Raw genomic sequence first — 14,742 nt, forward strand, 5'->3', positions numbered from 1 at the left:
AAGAATCCACTCGAAAAGATTTAGCCGGATCTTCTGATTCCGGCTTTCCGGCGCGTAACCAGCAGGGGGCGCAAGACCTCGGCTAGCCATTAAGGATGCTGACGAAATGCCGTTTATTGTTCATCCCGTTCGCCTCTATGGTTTGCGACCGCTGTTTCGCCTGGCGTTGTGCAGCCAGTTGCTCTGGCCGACCCTGGCGTTTGCCGACGCGGCCTATGACCAACTGATTATCCAGGCGCGGGCCGGTACTTACGCTCCGGCCCTGACCCATCTGCGCGCCGTACCGCCCGATCAGTTGACCAATGGGCTGGTCAGCGACCACCTGCAAATTGCCAGTTGGGCCGGCCTCGATTCAGAGGTGGTGGACGTCTATGAGCATCAGGCGCGCAACCGGGTATTGCCGGTGCAGGCGTTGACCGCCACGGCTCGCGCCTATCGCAACCTCAAACGCTGGGATTCGGCGACCCAGGTCTACCGTAAGGCCCTGGAGCGCGACCCGCAAAACGCCGACCTGCAACTGGGCCTGGCCATGACCCAGGCCGATGCCGGCCAGCCCGCCGAGGCGGTTGCCCGGGCCCGAGCCCTGGTGGCGGCCAAGCCCGATGACCCGGCGCGCCGTCTGGCACTGGGTTACGCGCTGACCCGTTCGGGCGCGCCCTATGATGCTTTGTTCGAATACGACCAGGCGTTTGTCCGCGCCGGCAACAAGCCTGAAGTCGCCCGTGAATACATTGTCGCCCTGCAGCGGGCACGCTTGCCGGAGCCGGCCCTGCGCCTGGCTCGCCAGCGCCCCGGGCTGCTCGATCCGGTGACCCAGCGCCGCCTGGAAGGCGACGTGGCGGCCGAGCGCGTGCGCCTGGCCGAGTTTGCCACCCGCAGTGAAAAAGAACGCTTCGTCATCGCCGACCGTGCCCTGGCCGATTACGACCAGTTGCTCGGCACCTGGACTCCGGACCCGCAAGCCAAGGAAGACGTGACTCGCTGGCGCATCGATCGCCTGGGCGCGCTGCGGTATCGCTCGCGCACCGACGAAGTGATCCGCCAATATCACCAGTTGGTGGCCGAGGGCGTGACCATTCCAACCTACGCCATGCGTTGGGTCGCCGCGTCCTTCCTTGATCAGCGCGAGCCGGAAATCGCCAGCGACCTGTATCGCGAGGTCCTGGCGGCGCCGGATGCCGACAGTGCGAACAAGGTCGAAGACAGCACCGCCTTGTACTACGCGCTGCTGGAAAGCGACCGCCCGGAAGAAGCGCAAAAGGTCGCCAGCGACCTGGCGCAAAGCCAGCGGCCACGGGTTGAACTCAAGGGGCTGCCGATCGGCAACCCCAACGATGACTGGATGGACGCGCAGCAATTGCTGGCCCAGTCCGGCACCTACAGCGCTGACCTGCCTGACAGTGAACAGCGGCTTGCGGCCCTGGTCGACCAGGCGCCGGGCAACACCGGCCTGCGCCTGGCCCAGGCCGATCTGTACCTGGCCCGGGACTGGCCGCGCCGCGCGGAAAGCCTGCTCAAGGAAACCGAGAGCTTGGTGCCGCGCGATATCGGCCTTGAGGTCGCCCAGGGCCACACCGCGATGGATCTGCAGGAATGGCGGCAGATGGACGCGCTCACCGATGACACCCTGGAGCGCTTCCCGGACAACCGCCAGGTCCAGCGTCTGGCGCGCCAGCGGGACGTCCACGACATGGCCGAACTGCGGGTCGAGACCTACGGCGGCAAGAGCTACGGCGGTGGCAACAATGGTGCCGGGGCCGTGTCCGGGAGCCGGGATTTCGGCATCGAAAGCGTGCTCTACAGCCCGCCCATCAATGAAGACTGGCGCCTGTTCGGCGGCGTCGGTTACGCCACCGGGGATTTCCAGGAAGGCACCGGCCACCATCGCTGGCAGCGCCTGGGCGTAGAGCAACGCACCCGGGACATGACCCTGGAGGCCGAGGTCTCCAACCATTCCTACGGCTACGGCGACAAGCTCGGGGCCCGAGTGTCGCTGGCGCGGGATATCGACGATCACTGGCAATACGGCGGCAGCCTCGAATACCTGTCGGCCAACACCCCACTACGGGCGCTGAACAGCGATGTCACGTCCAACGGCGGCAGTGCATTCCTGCGCTGGCGCGCCAACGAAAGCCGCGAATGGAAGTTGGCCTTGAGCCCCTCGCACTTCAGCGATGGCAACAACCGCCTTGAAGCCTTGCTCACCGGTCGCGAGGGCGTGTACGCCTCGCCCCACGTGCAGGTCGATCTGGGACTGGAAGTCGGCGCCAGCCACAACACCAAGGAAGACACGCCGTACTTCAACCCCAAGTCGGACTTCAGCGTGTTGCCGACGGTCAACGTCAACCACGTGCTCTACCACCGTTACGAAACCTCGTGGAGCCAGCAGTTCCAGGCCGGGGCCGGTACCTACAGCCAGCGTGACTACTCCACTGGTGGCGTCTGGCTGCTGGGTTACGGCCAGCGCGTGACCTGGAATGACGTGTTCGAAGCAGGGGCCAACTTGAGTGTGATCAACCGGCCTTACGACGGCGATCGGGAAACCGACCTGCGGCTGCTTCTCGACCTTACCTATCGCTTCTAGAAGAGTTTGACGATGCCTCTGATCACCCGTTGCATCCTCCTGCTGGGAGTCCTGATTCTCAGCGCCTGCGCCCAACAAGCCCCGGAGTTCGTGCCGCCGGCCCAACGCCCGCTGCCGGACAATGAGGCCCCATGGCCGAAAAACCATGTCCTGGGCATCGCCTATCACGACGTCGAAGACCGCGACCCCGATCAGGCGGTGGTGGCGGTGCGCACCGAGCGCATGATCGAACAGCTGGCCTGGCTGCGCGAAAACAACTATCGGCCGGTGACTATCGACCAGATCCTGGCGGCGCGCAAAGGCGGCCCCGAGCTGCCGCCCAAGGCCATCCTGCTGAGCTTCGACGACGGCTATTCCAGCTTCTATACCCGGGTGCTGCCGGTACTGCGCAGCTACAACTGGCACGCGTTGCTGGCGCCGGTGGGTGTATGGATCGACACCCCGGCCGACCAGAAGGTGGACTTTGCCGGTGAAATGCGTCCGCGTTCGCAGTTTCTGACCTGGGCGCAAATCCGCGAAATTTCCCAGTCCGGGCTGGTGGAAATCGCCGCCCACACCGACGCCAGCCACAAAGGCGTGCTGGCCAACCCGCAAGGCAACCTGCAACCGGCAGCCGCCACCCGGCGCTACGATGCAACCACCGGCCGCTATGAAAGCGAGGCCGACTTCCAGGCACGCCTGCGCAACGACGTAGCGACCATCTCCAAGAAAATTCGCGCAGTCACCGGCTACAACCCACGGGTCTGGGTCTGGCCCTATGGGGTGGCTGACGGCACGGCGCTGCAAGTCATCGGCGACCAGGGTTACCAGATGGCCCTGACCCTCGACGACGGGCTCGATGCCCTCGACAACCTGATGAGCAGCCCGCGTTTCCTGGTGGCATCCGACCCGGATGGCATGCACTTCTCCAACAGCATCACCGGCGTTCAGGCCGACGCGCCGATGCGCGTGGTGCACGTGGACCTGGATAACGTCTACGACCCCGACCCGGCGCAGCAGGAGATCAACCTCGGCAAGCTGGTGCAGCGCATGTCGGACATGGGGGCCAACACCGTGTTCCTGCAAGCCTTCGCCGACCCCAAGGGTGACGGCCTGGTGCACTCGCTGTACTTCCCCAACCGCCACCTGCCGGTGCGTGCCGACATCTTCGACCGCGTGGCCTGGCAACTGCGGACCCGGGCCCACGTCAAAGTCTTCGCCTGGATGCCGGTGCTGAGCTTTGCCCTGGACTCCAAGCTGCCACGGGTGACCCGCTGGGACCCGGCCACCGGGCAGGTGTCCACCGATCCCAAGCAATACCAGCGGCTGTCGCCGTTCGACCCCGAGGTACGGCGAGTCATTGGCGAGATCTACCAGGACGTGGCGCGCCTGACTTCGGTCGACGGCATCCTCTACCACGACGACGCGGTGCTTTCCGATTTCGAAGACGCCAGCCCCGCCGCCCTGCGGGTGTATACCGCCAACGGCTTGCCCGGCTCGATCGCGGCCCTGCGCGCCGACCCGGCCACGTTGCAGCGCTGGACTCAGTTCAAGACCCGCTACCTGACCGATTTCACCCATGAGCTGACCGCCAAGGTTCGCGCCATTCGCGGTCCTCAGGTGCAGACCGCACGCAACCTGTTCGCCGAGCCGATGCTCAACCCCGACAGTGAGGCCTGGTTCGCGCAGAACCTCGACAACTTCCTGGCCAACTACGACTGGACCGCGCCCATGGCCATGCCGCTGATGGAGGGCAAAAACGTGCACCAGTCGGGGGCCTGGCTCGAAGACCTGGTGGCCACGGTCAAGGCACGGCCGGGCGCCCTCAAGCGCACGGTGTTTGAATTGCAGGCCCGGGATTGGGCGGCAAAACCGGCGGCGGATATCTCCGCTGAACAGATGGCTGACTGGATGGGCCGTCTCAAGCGTCAGGGCGCAACCAGCTTTGGTTACTACCCGGACAACTTCCTTGAGAACTCGCCGGACCTGAAAACAGTTCGGCCCGCGCTCTCCAACAAATGGAACCCTTGAATCATGATCGATCGACTCTTAGCCCTATTGGTGCTGGCGATTGTCCTCGGGGTGCCGCTGGGCCTTATTTTCCTGGTCACGGGCCAGTTCCTGATGGACTTCGTGTTCTTCTACCCGTTGTTCATGTCGGGGCTGTGGATCGCCGGCGGCCTGTACTACTGGCTGCACTGGGAGCGCCACTGGCCGTGGAAGGAAGACACCCTGCCGCCGGTGCTGGAAGGCGAGCCGCTGATCACCATCCTGATCCCTTGCTACAACGAAGGGGATAACGCCGCCGACACCATCCATGCCGCGCTGGGCCAGCACTACCCGAACATCGAAGTGATCGCCATCAACGATGGCTCCAAGGACAACACCGCCCAGGTCCTCGATGCCCTGGCCCTGCAGGACCCACGCCTGCGTGTGCTGCACCTGGCGGAAAACCAGGGCAAGGCCGTGGCCCTGCGCATGGGCGCCGTGGCTGCGCGCAGCGAATACCTGGTGTGCATCGACGGCGATGCGTTGCTGGCGCCCAATACCGCGGCGTACCTGGTGGCGCCGATGCTGCACAACACCCGTCTCGGGGCAGTGACCGGCAACCCACGGATCCGCACCCGTTCGACCCTGGTCGGTCGGGTGCAGGTCGGCGAGTTCTCCTCGATCATCGGCCTGATCAAGCGCACCCAGCGGGTGTTCGGCAAAGTCTTCACCGTCTCCGGGGTGATCGTCGCCTTCCGTCGCACCGCGTTGCACCGGGTGGGCTACTGGAGCCCGGACATGATCACCGAAGACATCGACATCAGCTGGAAGCTGCAACTGGACCACTGGACGATCTTCTACGAGCCCCGGGCGCTGTGCTGGATCCTGATGCCGGAAACCCTGGGCGGCCTGTGGAAGCAGCGCCTGCGCTGGGCCCAGGGCGGCGCCGAGGTGCTGTTCAAGAACATTCGCGGCATCTGGGAATGGCGCCACCGCTACCTGTGGACCCTGCTGTTCGATTACTGCCTGTCCACCGGCTGGGCCTTCACCTTCCTGCTGTCGGTGATCTTCTGGGCCGTGGGCAAATTCATCGAGATGCCCGAGGCCATCGCTGTGCACCACCTGTTGCCGCCGGCCTTTACCGGCCTGGTGCTGGCAATGGTGTGCCTGATGCAGTTCGCGGTCAGCATCCTGATCGACCGACGATATGAAAAGGACCTGTGGAAGACCATGTTCTGGGTGGTCTGGTACCCCCTGGTGTTCTGGTTCATCAGCTTGCTCACCACACTGGTCAGCTTTCCCAAGGTGCTGTTTGGGAGACATCAGAAACGGGCGCGCTGGGTCAGCCCCGACCGCGGCATCAAGCCGATAGATGATGAAGAGGAGGTGAACTGATGAAAATCATCAGAACCCGTCAACGCCCGTTCCTGGTGGTCGTCGATGTGTTTTTCACCGTACTGGCATGGATTGGCCTGCTGTACCTGTTGGTGCGTGGCCTGTTGCCGCTGGTCGGTTCCCATGAAGGCGGGCCGCGCATCGATGTCAGCCTGCTCGACGCCTTGAGCACCCTGGAGATCTACCTCTGGATCGCGCTGGTCAACGCCGCATTGCTGATCGGCTGGGCGCGCTACCGACAACTGCGAAACCGCAAGTATCCGCCCCGCCTGCCGGCACCAGTGGTGGACGATCAGCGCCTGAGCGAAACCTTCAACCTCAGCGAAGACAATTTCACCCGCATCCGCCTGCCGGGCACCATGGTCGTGCACAACGACGAAGAGGGCGGCATCAGCCACGTCGCCACCCAGTTCTATCGCATCGAGCCGCAGGACCAATTGCATCCGCCGCTGGCCGCCGTCACGCCGACCCGGGTCATCCACCTGCCGGATGAAGACGGCAAGGGCAAAGACAAGGCCTGAGCCCCTTTGGCACAATGCGCCGAACGCTGAAAAGCCCCGTTTCCCGGGGCTTTTTATTGCCCGCTAAAACCAGGGATGAAGCAGATGCACGATGAGTTACCGGCGGCCCTTGCGACCCTTGTCAGCCAGTTGCCGCTGCCCTGGATCACCGTTGCGCCGCAAGCCGGCCCGGCCCTGGATTGGTTGCCCATCTTCGCGTTTGCCCAAGGGCGAGTCGGCATCGGCCTTTCGCCTCAGGGGGCCTGGGTGCAAGTGCATGACCAGCGGGTTATGCCCTGCATCGAGGGTGCGGCGCTGGTGGCGCTGCTGCCGCTGCTGGAGATGCCCCTGGAGCAGGTCCGCGCGCTGCTCAGCGAGGGCCTGGATCGGCATGGATTGCCCCAAGCCATTGGCGAACACTTTCCCTTTGCCCGGGTGGTCGCCACCGGCTTGCTAAGTCCGAGCGAATACTGGACGACCCGGGCCCTGCAATGGGCGGCGGACGGCGTCCGCTGCGCCACGGTGCAGGCAGCCCTGCACACCCTGAGCGAGAACGGACCGACACAGAACGTGCGACACCGGGCTCGGAAACTGGCCCGGCATTTACCGGTCAATGCACTCAGGTCAGGAGAGTAATCAGCGATGACAGATCTGTTTATAAGCGAAGCCGATAGCGCGCTATTGGCCCGCAGGCTGGCGGAGTTTGCCGTATTCAAGGCGGAGCGTTTGCCGGTGCTGCATCAGTTTGTCGAGGCCATTGGCGGTGAGAATGCCTACGAGGTATTGATTGCACCGGCGAAATTCCTGCCGCTGCTGGAACGCGCCTTCAACCACCTGGAGGTGGAAGAACACAATCGGATCTGGTTGATCACGCGCATTGGCTACTTTATCGGCGAGTACCTGCTGACGGCCTATGACGGCTGCTGGCAGGTGGATGAAGATCCCCGGTCGACGGCCTTTGCCCGCTATGTGGTCGGTGAGTTCTCCTACCCGCCGCGGCCAGGCTTGAGTGTCGACCCTTTTGATATCGCCCAGCGCTATGTCGATGGAGCGCTTCCCAGGAGCCTGGCCGGGGAGATTGAGCGGGGTGTGCAAGCGCACCAGGGCTGATCGCCCGGCCGCGTTGATGAAATCCCGTGCTTGCCCATTTACAAGCACCCCCCACCTAAAGCTCAATCACCCCCCGTGCGCTGCACGAACGGTCATGGCCGGTCGTGCAAGCTATAGTCTTCAGCTCACCGACCCTCCGCGTAATAAAGGTGCTTGTGTATGTCTCGCTTTGCTTCTCGCACTACTTGGCTGACCGCCAGTGCCCTGTTGCTGTGCCTGCAACTGCCGGTTCAGGCCCAGGAGCGTTTTACCCTGAATATCCCCGGTGTCACCGATGACCGTCTCTTCACCTCTGGCAGTGCCAGCGATGCCAAGGGCTGTGGCGGGCACAACAATTCGCCGGCGCTGAGCTGGACCGCCGGGCCGGAAGGGACCTTGAGCTATGCGATCGTCATGCACGACCCTGATGGCGCCAAAGGCCAGGGCGTGGATCATTGGGTGCATTACGGAATCAAGCCGACCACCCGGCAGATCGCCGCCGGTGCCGGGAGCAAGTCGACCCTGGAAGGCGTGGGCGGTACCAACAGCAAGAAGACCACCACCTATGTCGGCCCTTGCCCTCCGATTGGCGACAGCGCGCACCACTATGTGATCCAGATCTATGCCCTGGACCTGGCGCCCGACGCGTTGCCGGCCGGCCTGACCCGGGCCCAGCTGCTGGAGAAAATCAACGGCCATGTACTGCGCAACAGCAGCGTGGTGCGGCGCTACGTGCGCTGAAAAAAATTTTTACGGGGCTTAACCCGAATTGCACAGGGGCTTCGTCTGAAGGGGGGAATGGATTACTTTTCTCCCGAGGTCAGCCCCCATGTCCCTTCCTCTGCACTACCTTCGTCCGGCCGCACAGGGTTTCGCCGCCGGATTGTTGTTGGCGATCGCCGGTTGCGGCGTTTCTTCCAAGCCGGATGTCACCGCGGCCGAACCAGCCTCGCCGAGCGGGGTATTGATCCCGGCTCCGGCCCCGATCCCGGTTGCGCCGCAGGTGCAGAGCGAAGCGTTGAGGGCCGATGCGGTGGTCAGCAAGCGCAGCATGAGCCGGCCGATGATGACGGCGCCGATGATGGCCGCCGATCAGCAGCCTGCCGGCTATCGCGATGAATCGCGCGAGCAGTACCAGACCCTGCCTGACAACCCGATCCACAGCGTGGCGCAGGCACCGGTCTCGACTTTCAGCGCCGACGTCGACACCGGCGGCTACGCCAATGTGCGGCGCCTGCTGAACCAGGGCAGCCTGCCCCCCGAAGGTGCGGTGCGCCTGGAGGAAATGGTCAATTACTTCCCCTACGACTACGCACTGCCCAGCGATGGTTCGCCCTTTGGCGTGACCACCGAGCTGGCGCCGTCGCCGTGGAACCCCCACACCCGTCTGCTGCGTATCGGCATCAAGGCTTCGGACCGCGCGGTGGCCGAACTGGCGCCGGCCAACCTGGTGTTTTTGGTGGACGTGTCCGGCTCCATGGACCGCCGCGAAGGCCTGCCCCTGGTAAAAAGCACCCTCAAATTGCTGGTGGATCAACTGCGCGACCAGGACCGCGTGTCGCTGGTGGTGTACGCCGGTGAGTCGCGGGTGGTGCTGGAACCGACTTCCGGGCGCGACAAGGCGAAAATCCGCAATGCCATCGAGCAGCTCACCGCCGGCGGCTCCACGGCGGGTGCTTCGGGTATCGAGCTGGCCTACCAGATGGCGCGCCAGGGGTTTATCAAGGACGGCATCAACCGCATCCTGCTGGCCACCGATGGCGACTTCAACGTCGGTATCAGCGACTTCGACAGCCTCAAGCAGATGGCTGCCGACAAGCGCAAAACCGGGGTCTCGCTGACCACCCTGGGCTTTGGTGTGGATAACTACAACGAGCACCTGATGGAGCAACTGGCCGACGCCGGCGATGGCAACTATGCCTACATCGACAACCTGCGCGAGGCCCGCAAGGTGCTGGTGGATCAACTCAGCTCGACCCTGGCGGTGGTGGCCAAGGACGTGAAGCTGCAGGTGGAATTCAACCCGGCCCAGGTCAGCGAGTACCGCTTGCTGGGCTACGAGAACCGCGCGCTCAAGCGTGAGGACTTTAACAACGACAAGGTCGATGCCGGGGAAATCGGCGCCGGGCACACGGTGACTGCGCTCTATGAAATCGTGCCCAAGGGCGAGAAGGGCTGGCTCGAACCCCTGCGCTATGCCTCGGGCAAGGCGGCAGGCGAGAGCAGCAACAACCCGGAACTGGCGATGTTGCGCGTGCGCTACAAGGCGCCCGAAGGCGGTAGCAGCCGCTTGATCGAGCGCCCGATCATGTCGCAGTCCCAGCCTGCGACGCTGGCGGCGGCCAGCACCGACCTGCGTTTTGCCGCAGCCGTGGCGGCGTTCTCGCAGCAGCTCAAGGACGGGCGCTACACCGGCAGTTTCAGCCTCGACGACACCCTGAAGCTGGCGCGTGGCGCCCGGGGCGATGACCATTACGGCCTGCGCGGCGAGTTCGTGCAGCTGGTTGAACTGGCGCAAAGCCTGCAAACTCAGGCCCCACAACCCGGCCTGGCCGCGCAGCGCGACGACAGCCAGATCCAGAGCCGACTTGAATGACACCATGATCCGCAGCGAACAGGAGTTGATCAGCACTATGGCGGCTGCGAACCCACCCTCCGCCGCCAGCAGCGATGAAGCGCTGCTGGCGCGCTACCGCGCCGGTGATCCGGCGGCCTTCGAGGTGCTGTATCAGCGCCATCGCCAGGGGCTGTACCGCTTTCTCCTGGGCCTGTGCAACAAGCCCGAGCTGGCCGAAGAGGTGTACCAGGACACCTGGCTGAGCCTGATCCGCAGCACCAGCCAGCCCCAGGGCCGGGCGACCTTTCGCACCTGGCTGTACCAGATCGCCCGTAACCGGCTGATCGATCACTGGCGCAAGCACGGGCAGCGCAACCCGTTGCACGACAGCTACGACGAGCAAATGCACGGTGAGGTCGATGACGCGCCGGGCCCGGAGCAACAGTTGAGCCTGAGCCGTGACCAGCAGCGCATCGACGCGGCCCTCGAAGACTTGCCGGCCGACCAGCGCGAAGTGTTCCTGCTGCGTGCCCATGGCGACCTGGACTTGCCAGAGATCGCCAGCCTCACCCAAACCCCGCTGGAAACCGTAAAGAGCCGTTTCCGTTATGCGTTGAAAAAACTGCGTCGGCTCCTGGCCGAGGAGGTACTCACATGACTGACGCCCGACAAACGCCACCTTCTGTCGAAGAACAGATGCTCAAGCACATCCGCCAGCACAGCGTGGGCGAGCCCCCGGCCAGCCTCGATGCACTGATTCTGGCCAGCGCCCGGCGTGAACTGCCAAAACCCGCGCCGAGCCTGTGGCAGCGCTGGTTGCAGGCCTGCCAGAAACCCCGCCTGCAGATGGCGTTCGCCAGCCTGTTTGGCGTGGCCTTGATCCTGGTGCTGGTCCAGCGTTCGCCGGATCATTACCCGACGCCGATCATGGCACCCGCGCCGGCTCCCGCTCCCGCTCCCGCTCCCGCCTCCGCGCCCATTGCGCCCATGGCCCGGCAAATGGCCGAGCCAGCCCCCGCCGAGCTGGCCGAGCGCGTGCCGGAGCCGATGGTGCAGGGCGCGATGTCTGCGCCTGCTCCACGCCCGGCGGCGTCCATGGGCGGTTTGTCGGCCAGCCCCGCCGCCCGGGAGTACAGCGACCAAACCCAGATGCTCAGCGACGAGGCCTCGGCCCAGGTAGCCAAGCCCATGGCCGATCAGGCCAAGGGCAAGCCCATGCTCAGCAAGCGGGCGGCGGTCCCGGTGCGGTCGGTGGACGACGAGTTGCGGGAGGTGTTGCGCCTGCGTGAAGCGGGGCAGGTGAAGGAGGCTGACCAGCGTCTGGAGGCTTTGCACAAGCGTTATCCACAGCTGGACGTGCAGGCTCGATTGCAGGACTTGCAGCGGCCATGATGCAAAAGGCTGCGCAAAAATTGGTCTGCGGCGCTGAAAGCGAGCACTATCGAGCCCAGGTCCGCAAAGTGGGAGATTGGCCATGGCGCCACGTATCGACGGCATCGCCAAACTATTGAATTGCCCGACCAAGGGCAATGACATACGCCAGGCGATCAAGCAGAGCCGCAAGGATTTCGGTCTGGAAGCTGAGGCAGAAGATGACGAAGGGGAGCCATTGCCGGCTCCCGGTAGCGCGGAGCCCCCGGCCCCCGATACCGACACGAAATAACGCCGCGAGCACGCTCGCGGCGTTTTGGTTTGACAGCCCCGCCTGTACTGCCCTCGACGCTTAGTGGTAGGGCGAACTCTTCAAGTCGAGAAACTCGGGCGGGCAGCCGGCCTCCCGCATGCGCTGGCCACGGTTGGGGTACAGCTGCCATTGGGTTTCCAGCTGCCAGCGATACCACGTCAGGTGCTGGACTATCCGCCGCCGGCAAAGCGGCGACAGTTCCGCCAGCCAGTCGGGACCGTCCGGTGCCCGGCGCAGGCGCGTCGCGTAATAACCGAAGAGGTTTTCCCGCAGGCTGAAGCCATCGTCCAGGGTTTCTTCGAGGCTGTGCACATACAGTTCGAAACCCTCGCGCAGTTGCTGCTCGCCTTCGGCATGGTCGCGAACGTAGAGAAAAATATCCGTCCAGTTGATGCTGAACATATGGTCGCCCCAGTCGGGATCACGGGTGAAATACGGGCCCTGCCCGCGAAAGAACTGCGGGATTTCCTGGCGCTGCAGGGCATCTTCGAAATTGTTGCTCATGGGCGGGGTTCCTCGCGTGAACCTTGGACGTTGCTGATGCTGACCGACAGCGCCACGCATTCGATCAGGCAGTCGAAACCGATCTTCAGCTGTAGAAAATACCCGCCCGGCACTGCGGTGATTCGGGTCCGGGCGCGGCCATCGAAGCGTGTGCCGCTGACCGCCAGGTCGCTGATCCCTTGCACCCTCAGGTCCAGGGCGCAATGGCTCGGCGCCTGGCTGTCCGGCCAGGTGGAAGGTCGTGATGTCAGGCGCGTCAGAGCGCCCGCCAGGTGCAGGCTCAGTTGTTCGTCTTGAAACACCGGGCCCCGGGTGGCCAGGTCATAGGGGCTGGCCGCCATGCCGAATACGGCTTTCCAGGCTGCGGGGTTATCGACGGCGAACAACCAGTCGTAAGTGCCCAGGTCGCGCTCGGGGAGGGCCCGGCAGTGCGCCAGTGACGGCAGGCTGGCGCGGGCCAGATCATCGCGCCAGAGCTCCTGGGCAGCGTTCAGCAGGCGCTGGAAAAAATCCCGGCTGTTTTCGATCCTGGCCGGCCAGGTGGAGGGCCACTGACTGTCTTCGTAGTCGTCTTCGTCGTCCTCCCACACGTGCTGGAAGTCATAGCCAGGGTCGGCCAGGGCTTCTTGCAGCACTTCCACCAACAGCCGCCGATGGCGAAAATTTTCCTCGCCGTGGGTGCGGGCCAGACAATGCTGGCGGATCAGGTAGTCGCGGTCTTCGTCGGCGTTGGGGTTGTAGCGGCTGAGTTCGGCGTCGAGGGCGGGGGGCATGTCATAGCGCATAAAGCAGCTGACCCAATGCCGCAGGGTCGGCTGGTAAGGCTGGTTGGAACCGGGGTGGCACAGCATCGGGACCTCCTGTCCGGGCTCGGCGCGAGGCGCCGCGAACCTGGCCGGGACGCTGGCCATGCAGCGCCCTCTGGCGAAAGGCGCGAATGTAGCAAGTTGCGCCCCGCCACGACAGCTTCGGCAAGCGGCTGCTGGCAGGGCGCGATCACGGCACCTCAGAAATCGGCGATAAATTGCACGCCGCCCACCACGGCCGAGTCGGTCTGGGTCACGCCGCCGGGGTACTTCACGTATTGCAGGTTGGGCCGCACCATCAGCCAGCGGGTGGCCTGGTAGCCGTAGTTGATCTCGTAGCTGTATTCGCGCTTTTGCTCCGGCACATAGAGTGCGTCGTCGATGGACGTCACCCCGTGGTCGGCATTGAGCACCTGAGCGTTACGGCTGTAGCGGTCGTTGACCTTGAGCCGCGAGGCGCCCAGACCAATGGTGTCATCCGGGCGCGAGGCGAACGGGCCGCGATAGATCAGGCCGACCTGGATCAGGTTCTCGATCATGCTGCTGTCCGGGTCGTTGAAGGTCATGTTGGTGAACACATTCAACCCGCGCTTGTTGTTGCCCTCCACCGTGGTCAACTGCTGCTGGGCCGAGAGCCACCAACCGCTGTTGTCGCGGTACTTTTTGTAGGGCTGGCCGCTGCGGGCGGCATCGTTGCCGTCGGCGTCCTTGAGCATGTCGCGACCGTCGACATCGCTGTAGTAGTAACCCAGGTGGTACTCGGACGAGAGGTCGTTGATCCGGCCTTTCCACACCGCTTCCAGCGGGAAGCTGGTGCCCACCGAACCTGCGATAAACGGCTTGAAGCCATTGCTCAGCTCGGCGTTGCCGGGGTTTTTGTCATAGGCGCCGGCCTGCACGTAGAACTCGGGGGTGAAGTGGTAGCGCACGCGGATCGCCCACTGGCTGATGGGGAAGCTGTTCCAGGTGCCGTTCCAGTTGCCTTCCTGGGAGCCGCACAGGGTCACGTTCTGGAATTCGCAGGGGAACTGGTCGAAGTCTTCGCCATGGCCGAAGCGCCCCAGTTTCACTGCCAGCCTGCGCTCGAAGAACTTCTGCTCGTACCACAGCTGTGACAGGCGCCAGGCATTGCCGCCGCCGTAGACCTCCATGGTCGACGTCATGCCGGTGGCGTCGGGGTGGTGCACCCGGTCATTGGTGATGTCCTTGCCATGGCGTTCGCCGATGCCGATGCGCAAGGTCGCGTCCTGCCAGCCCAGGAGCTTTTGCAGGTCCATGTCGACACCGAGAATGATCTGGTCGCTGAGCCGCGCCGTGGTGCTGCTGTCATAACCGCCGGCGAGGTTGGAGCCCAGCTCGGCGACGTATTTGAGGGTGAAGTCAAAACCCTGCTGCGCCAGTTTTTGCCGCTGGCCGTTCCAGTCTCCCAGCAGCCACGGCGACTCGGCGTCGAGGGCATCGTAGGCGAAGGCACCAGCGGAAAAACCACTGGCCAGCAAGCACAGTACAGCCCCGGATAAGTGTTTGTTCATGAGCGGATTTACCTGTTGTTATTGTTGTGGGCACAGCCCTGCGCGAGGATTTCCGGGCGCAGTGATCCGCGACGTGGTGGCCACGCCGTTCGCGGAATGTTTAAAAAAAGCCCGGGCCTGCTC

The 14,742-nt window shown here is 64.1% G+C and carries 14 protein-coding genes; 11 read left to right on the plus strand and 3 right to left on the minus strand.

Annotation, left to right across the window (positions count from 1 at the left end; all coding sequences use genetic code 11):
* Positions 1-106: 106 nt before the first annotated feature.
* From pgaA to JFU57_RS08415, 11 genes are all read left to right on the plus strand, one after another.
* On the plus strand, positions 107-2,584 hold the full coding sequence (gene pgaA, locus JFU57_RS08365) for a poly-beta-1,6 N-acetyl-D-glucosamine export porin PgaA (protein ID WP_201128860.1): 2,478 nt from the start codon (positions 107-109) through the stop codon (positions 2,582-2,584).
* A 12-nt stretch (positions 2,585-2,596) separates the two neighbouring features.
* The gene (gene pgaB, locus JFU57_RS08370) at positions 2,597-4,594 is read left to right on the plus strand and encodes a poly-beta-1,6-N-acetyl-D-glucosamine N-deacetylase PgaB (RefSeq protein WP_201128861.1); all 1,998 of its coding nucleotides are present in this window, start codon (positions 2,597-2,599) and stop codon (positions 4,592-4,594) included.
* A 3-nt stretch (positions 4,595-4,597) separates the two neighbouring features.
* A complete protein-coding gene (pgaC, locus tag JFU57_RS08375) occupies positions 4,598-5,947 on the plus strand; it encodes a poly-beta-1,6-N-acetyl-D-glucosamine synthase (protein WP_201128863.1) in 1,350 nt (449 codons plus the stop codon).
* A complete protein-coding gene (gene pgaD / locus JFU57_RS08380) occupies positions 5,947-6,468 on the plus strand; it encodes a poly-beta-1,6-N-acetyl-D-glucosamine biosynthesis protein PgaD (RefSeq protein ID WP_201128865.1) in 522 nt (173 codons plus the stop codon). The genes pgaC and pgaD overlap by 1 nt, the downstream gene beginning before the upstream one ends.
* A gap of 84 nt (positions 6,469-6,552) precedes the next feature.
* On the plus strand, positions 6,553-7,083 hold the full coding sequence (locus JFU57_RS08385) for a hypothetical protein (RefSeq protein WP_201128867.1): 531 nt from the start codon (positions 6,553-6,555) through the stop codon (positions 7,081-7,083).
* A gap of 6 nt (positions 7,084-7,089) precedes the next feature.
* The gene (locus JFU57_RS08390; protein WP_201128869.1) at positions 7,090-7,557 is read left to right on the plus strand and encodes a hypothetical protein; all 468 of its coding nucleotides are present in this window, start codon (positions 7,090-7,092) and stop codon (positions 7,555-7,557) included.
* 159 nt (positions 7,558-7,716) lie between these two features.
* Entirely contained in the window at positions 7,717-8,277 is a 561-nt protein-coding gene (locus JFU57_RS08395) for a YbhB/YbcL family Raf kinase inhibitor-like protein (protein WP_020297015.1), read from the plus strand.
* Positions 8,278-8,365: 88 nt separating this feature from the next.
* Positions 8,366-10,132: a vWA domain-containing protein gene (locus JFU57_RS08400; protein ID WP_201128871.1), complete on the plus strand. Its 1,767-nt coding sequence runs from the start codon at positions 8,366-8,368 to the stop codon at positions 10,130-10,132.
* Positions 10,133-10,169: 37 nt separating this feature from the next.
* Positions 10,170-10,751, plus strand: coding sequence for an RNA polymerase sigma factor (locus JFU57_RS08405; RefSeq protein WP_078469682.1), 582 nt, complete (start codon positions 10,170-10,172; stop codon positions 10,749-10,751).
* On the plus strand, positions 10,748-11,485 hold the full coding sequence (locus tag JFU57_RS08410; RefSeq protein WP_201128872.1) for a hypothetical protein: 738 nt from the start codon (positions 10,748-10,750) through the stop codon (positions 11,483-11,485). The genes JFU57_RS08405 and JFU57_RS08410 overlap by 4 nt, the downstream gene beginning before the upstream one ends.
* A gap of 82 nt (positions 11,486-11,567) precedes the next feature.
* On the plus strand, positions 11,568-11,756 hold the full coding sequence (locus tag JFU57_RS08415; RefSeq protein WP_078469201.1) for a hypothetical protein: 189 nt from the start codon (positions 11,568-11,570) through the stop codon (positions 11,754-11,756).
* A 60-nt stretch (positions 11,757-11,816) separates the two neighbouring features.
* Here JFU57_RS08415 and JFU57_RS08420 read toward each other — a convergent pair whose 3' ends face one another.
* From JFU57_RS08420 to JFU57_RS08430, 3 genes are all read right to left on the minus strand, one after another.
* Positions 11,817-12,281 carry a hypothetical protein gene (locus tag JFU57_RS08420; protein WP_201128873.1) on the minus strand — a complete coding sequence of 155 codons (465 nt, stop codon included), beginning with the start codon at positions 12,279-12,281 and terminating at the stop codon, positions 11,817-11,819.
* Entirely contained in the window at positions 12,278-13,132 is an 855-nt protein-coding gene (locus tag JFU57_RS08425) for a hypothetical protein (protein WP_201128874.1), read from the minus strand. The genes JFU57_RS08420 and JFU57_RS08425 overlap by 4 nt, the downstream gene beginning before the upstream one ends.
* Before the next feature lie 155 nt (positions 13,133-13,287).
* Positions 13,288-14,619 carry a carbohydrate porin gene (locus tag JFU57_RS08430; protein ID WP_201128875.1) on the minus strand — a complete coding sequence of 444 codons (1,332 nt, stop codon included), beginning with the start codon at positions 14,617-14,619 and terminating at the stop codon, positions 13,288-13,290.
* Between the last annotated feature and the right edge of the window lie 123 nt (positions 14,620-14,742).

The sequence above is a fragment of the Pseudomonas sp. TH07 genome (assembly GCF_016651285.1).
Lineage (GTDB): Bacteria > Pseudomonadota > Gammaproteobacteria > Pseudomonadales > Pseudomonadaceae > Aquipseudomonas.

Bases quoted from the DNA above. Each gene is read 5' to 3' on its own strand.
- pgaA (WP_201128860.1), top strand. From the start codon at position 107: ATGCCGTTTATTGTTCATCCCGTTCGCCTCTATGGTTTGCGACCGCTG.
- pgaB (WP_201128861.1), top strand. From the start codon at position 2,597: ATGCCTCTGATCACCCGTTGCATCCTCCTGCTGGGAGTCCTGATTCTC.
- pgaC (WP_201128863.1), top strand. From the start codon at position 4,598: ATGATCGATCGACTCTTAGCCCTATTGGTGCTGGCGATTGTCCTCGGG.
- pgaD (WP_201128865.1), top strand. From the start codon at position 5,947: ATGAAAATCATCAGAACCCGTCAACGCCCGTTCCTGGTGGTCGTCGAT.
- JFU57_RS08385 (WP_201128867.1), top strand. From the start codon at position 6,553: ATGCACGATGAGTTACCGGCGGCCCTTGCGACCCTTGTCAGCCAGTTG.
- JFU57_RS08390 (WP_201128869.1), top strand. From the start codon at position 7,090: ATGACAGATCTGTTTATAAGCGAAGCCGATAGCGCGCTATTGGCCCGC.
- JFU57_RS08395 (WP_020297015.1), top strand. From the start codon at position 7,717: ATGTCTCGCTTTGCTTCTCGCACTACTTGGCTGACCGCCAGTGCCCTG.
- JFU57_RS08400 (WP_201128871.1), top strand. From the start codon at position 8,366: ATGTCCCTTCCTCTGCACTACCTTCGTCCGGCCGCACAGGGTTTCGCC.
- JFU57_RS08405 (WP_078469682.1), top strand. From the start codon at position 10,170: ATGGCGGCTGCGAACCCACCCTCCGCCGCCAGCAGCGATGAAGCGCTG.
- JFU57_RS08410 (WP_201128872.1), top strand. From the start codon at position 10,748: ATGACTGACGCCCGACAAACGCCACCTTCTGTCGAAGAACAGATGCTC.
- JFU57_RS08415 (WP_078469201.1), top strand. From the start codon at position 11,568: ATGGCGCCACGTATCGACGGCATCGCCAAACTATTGAATTGCCCGACC.
- JFU57_RS08420 (WP_201128873.1), bottom strand. From the start codon at position 12,281: ATGAGCAACAATTTCGAAGATGCCCTGCAGCGCCAGGAAATCCCGCAG.
- JFU57_RS08425 (WP_201128874.1), bottom strand. From the start codon at position 13,132: ATGCTGTGCCACCCCGGTTCCAACCAGCCTTACCAGCCGACCCTGCGG.
- JFU57_RS08430 (WP_201128875.1), bottom strand. From the start codon at position 14,619: ATGAACAAACACTTATCCGGGGCTGTACTGTGCTTGCTGGCCAGTGGT.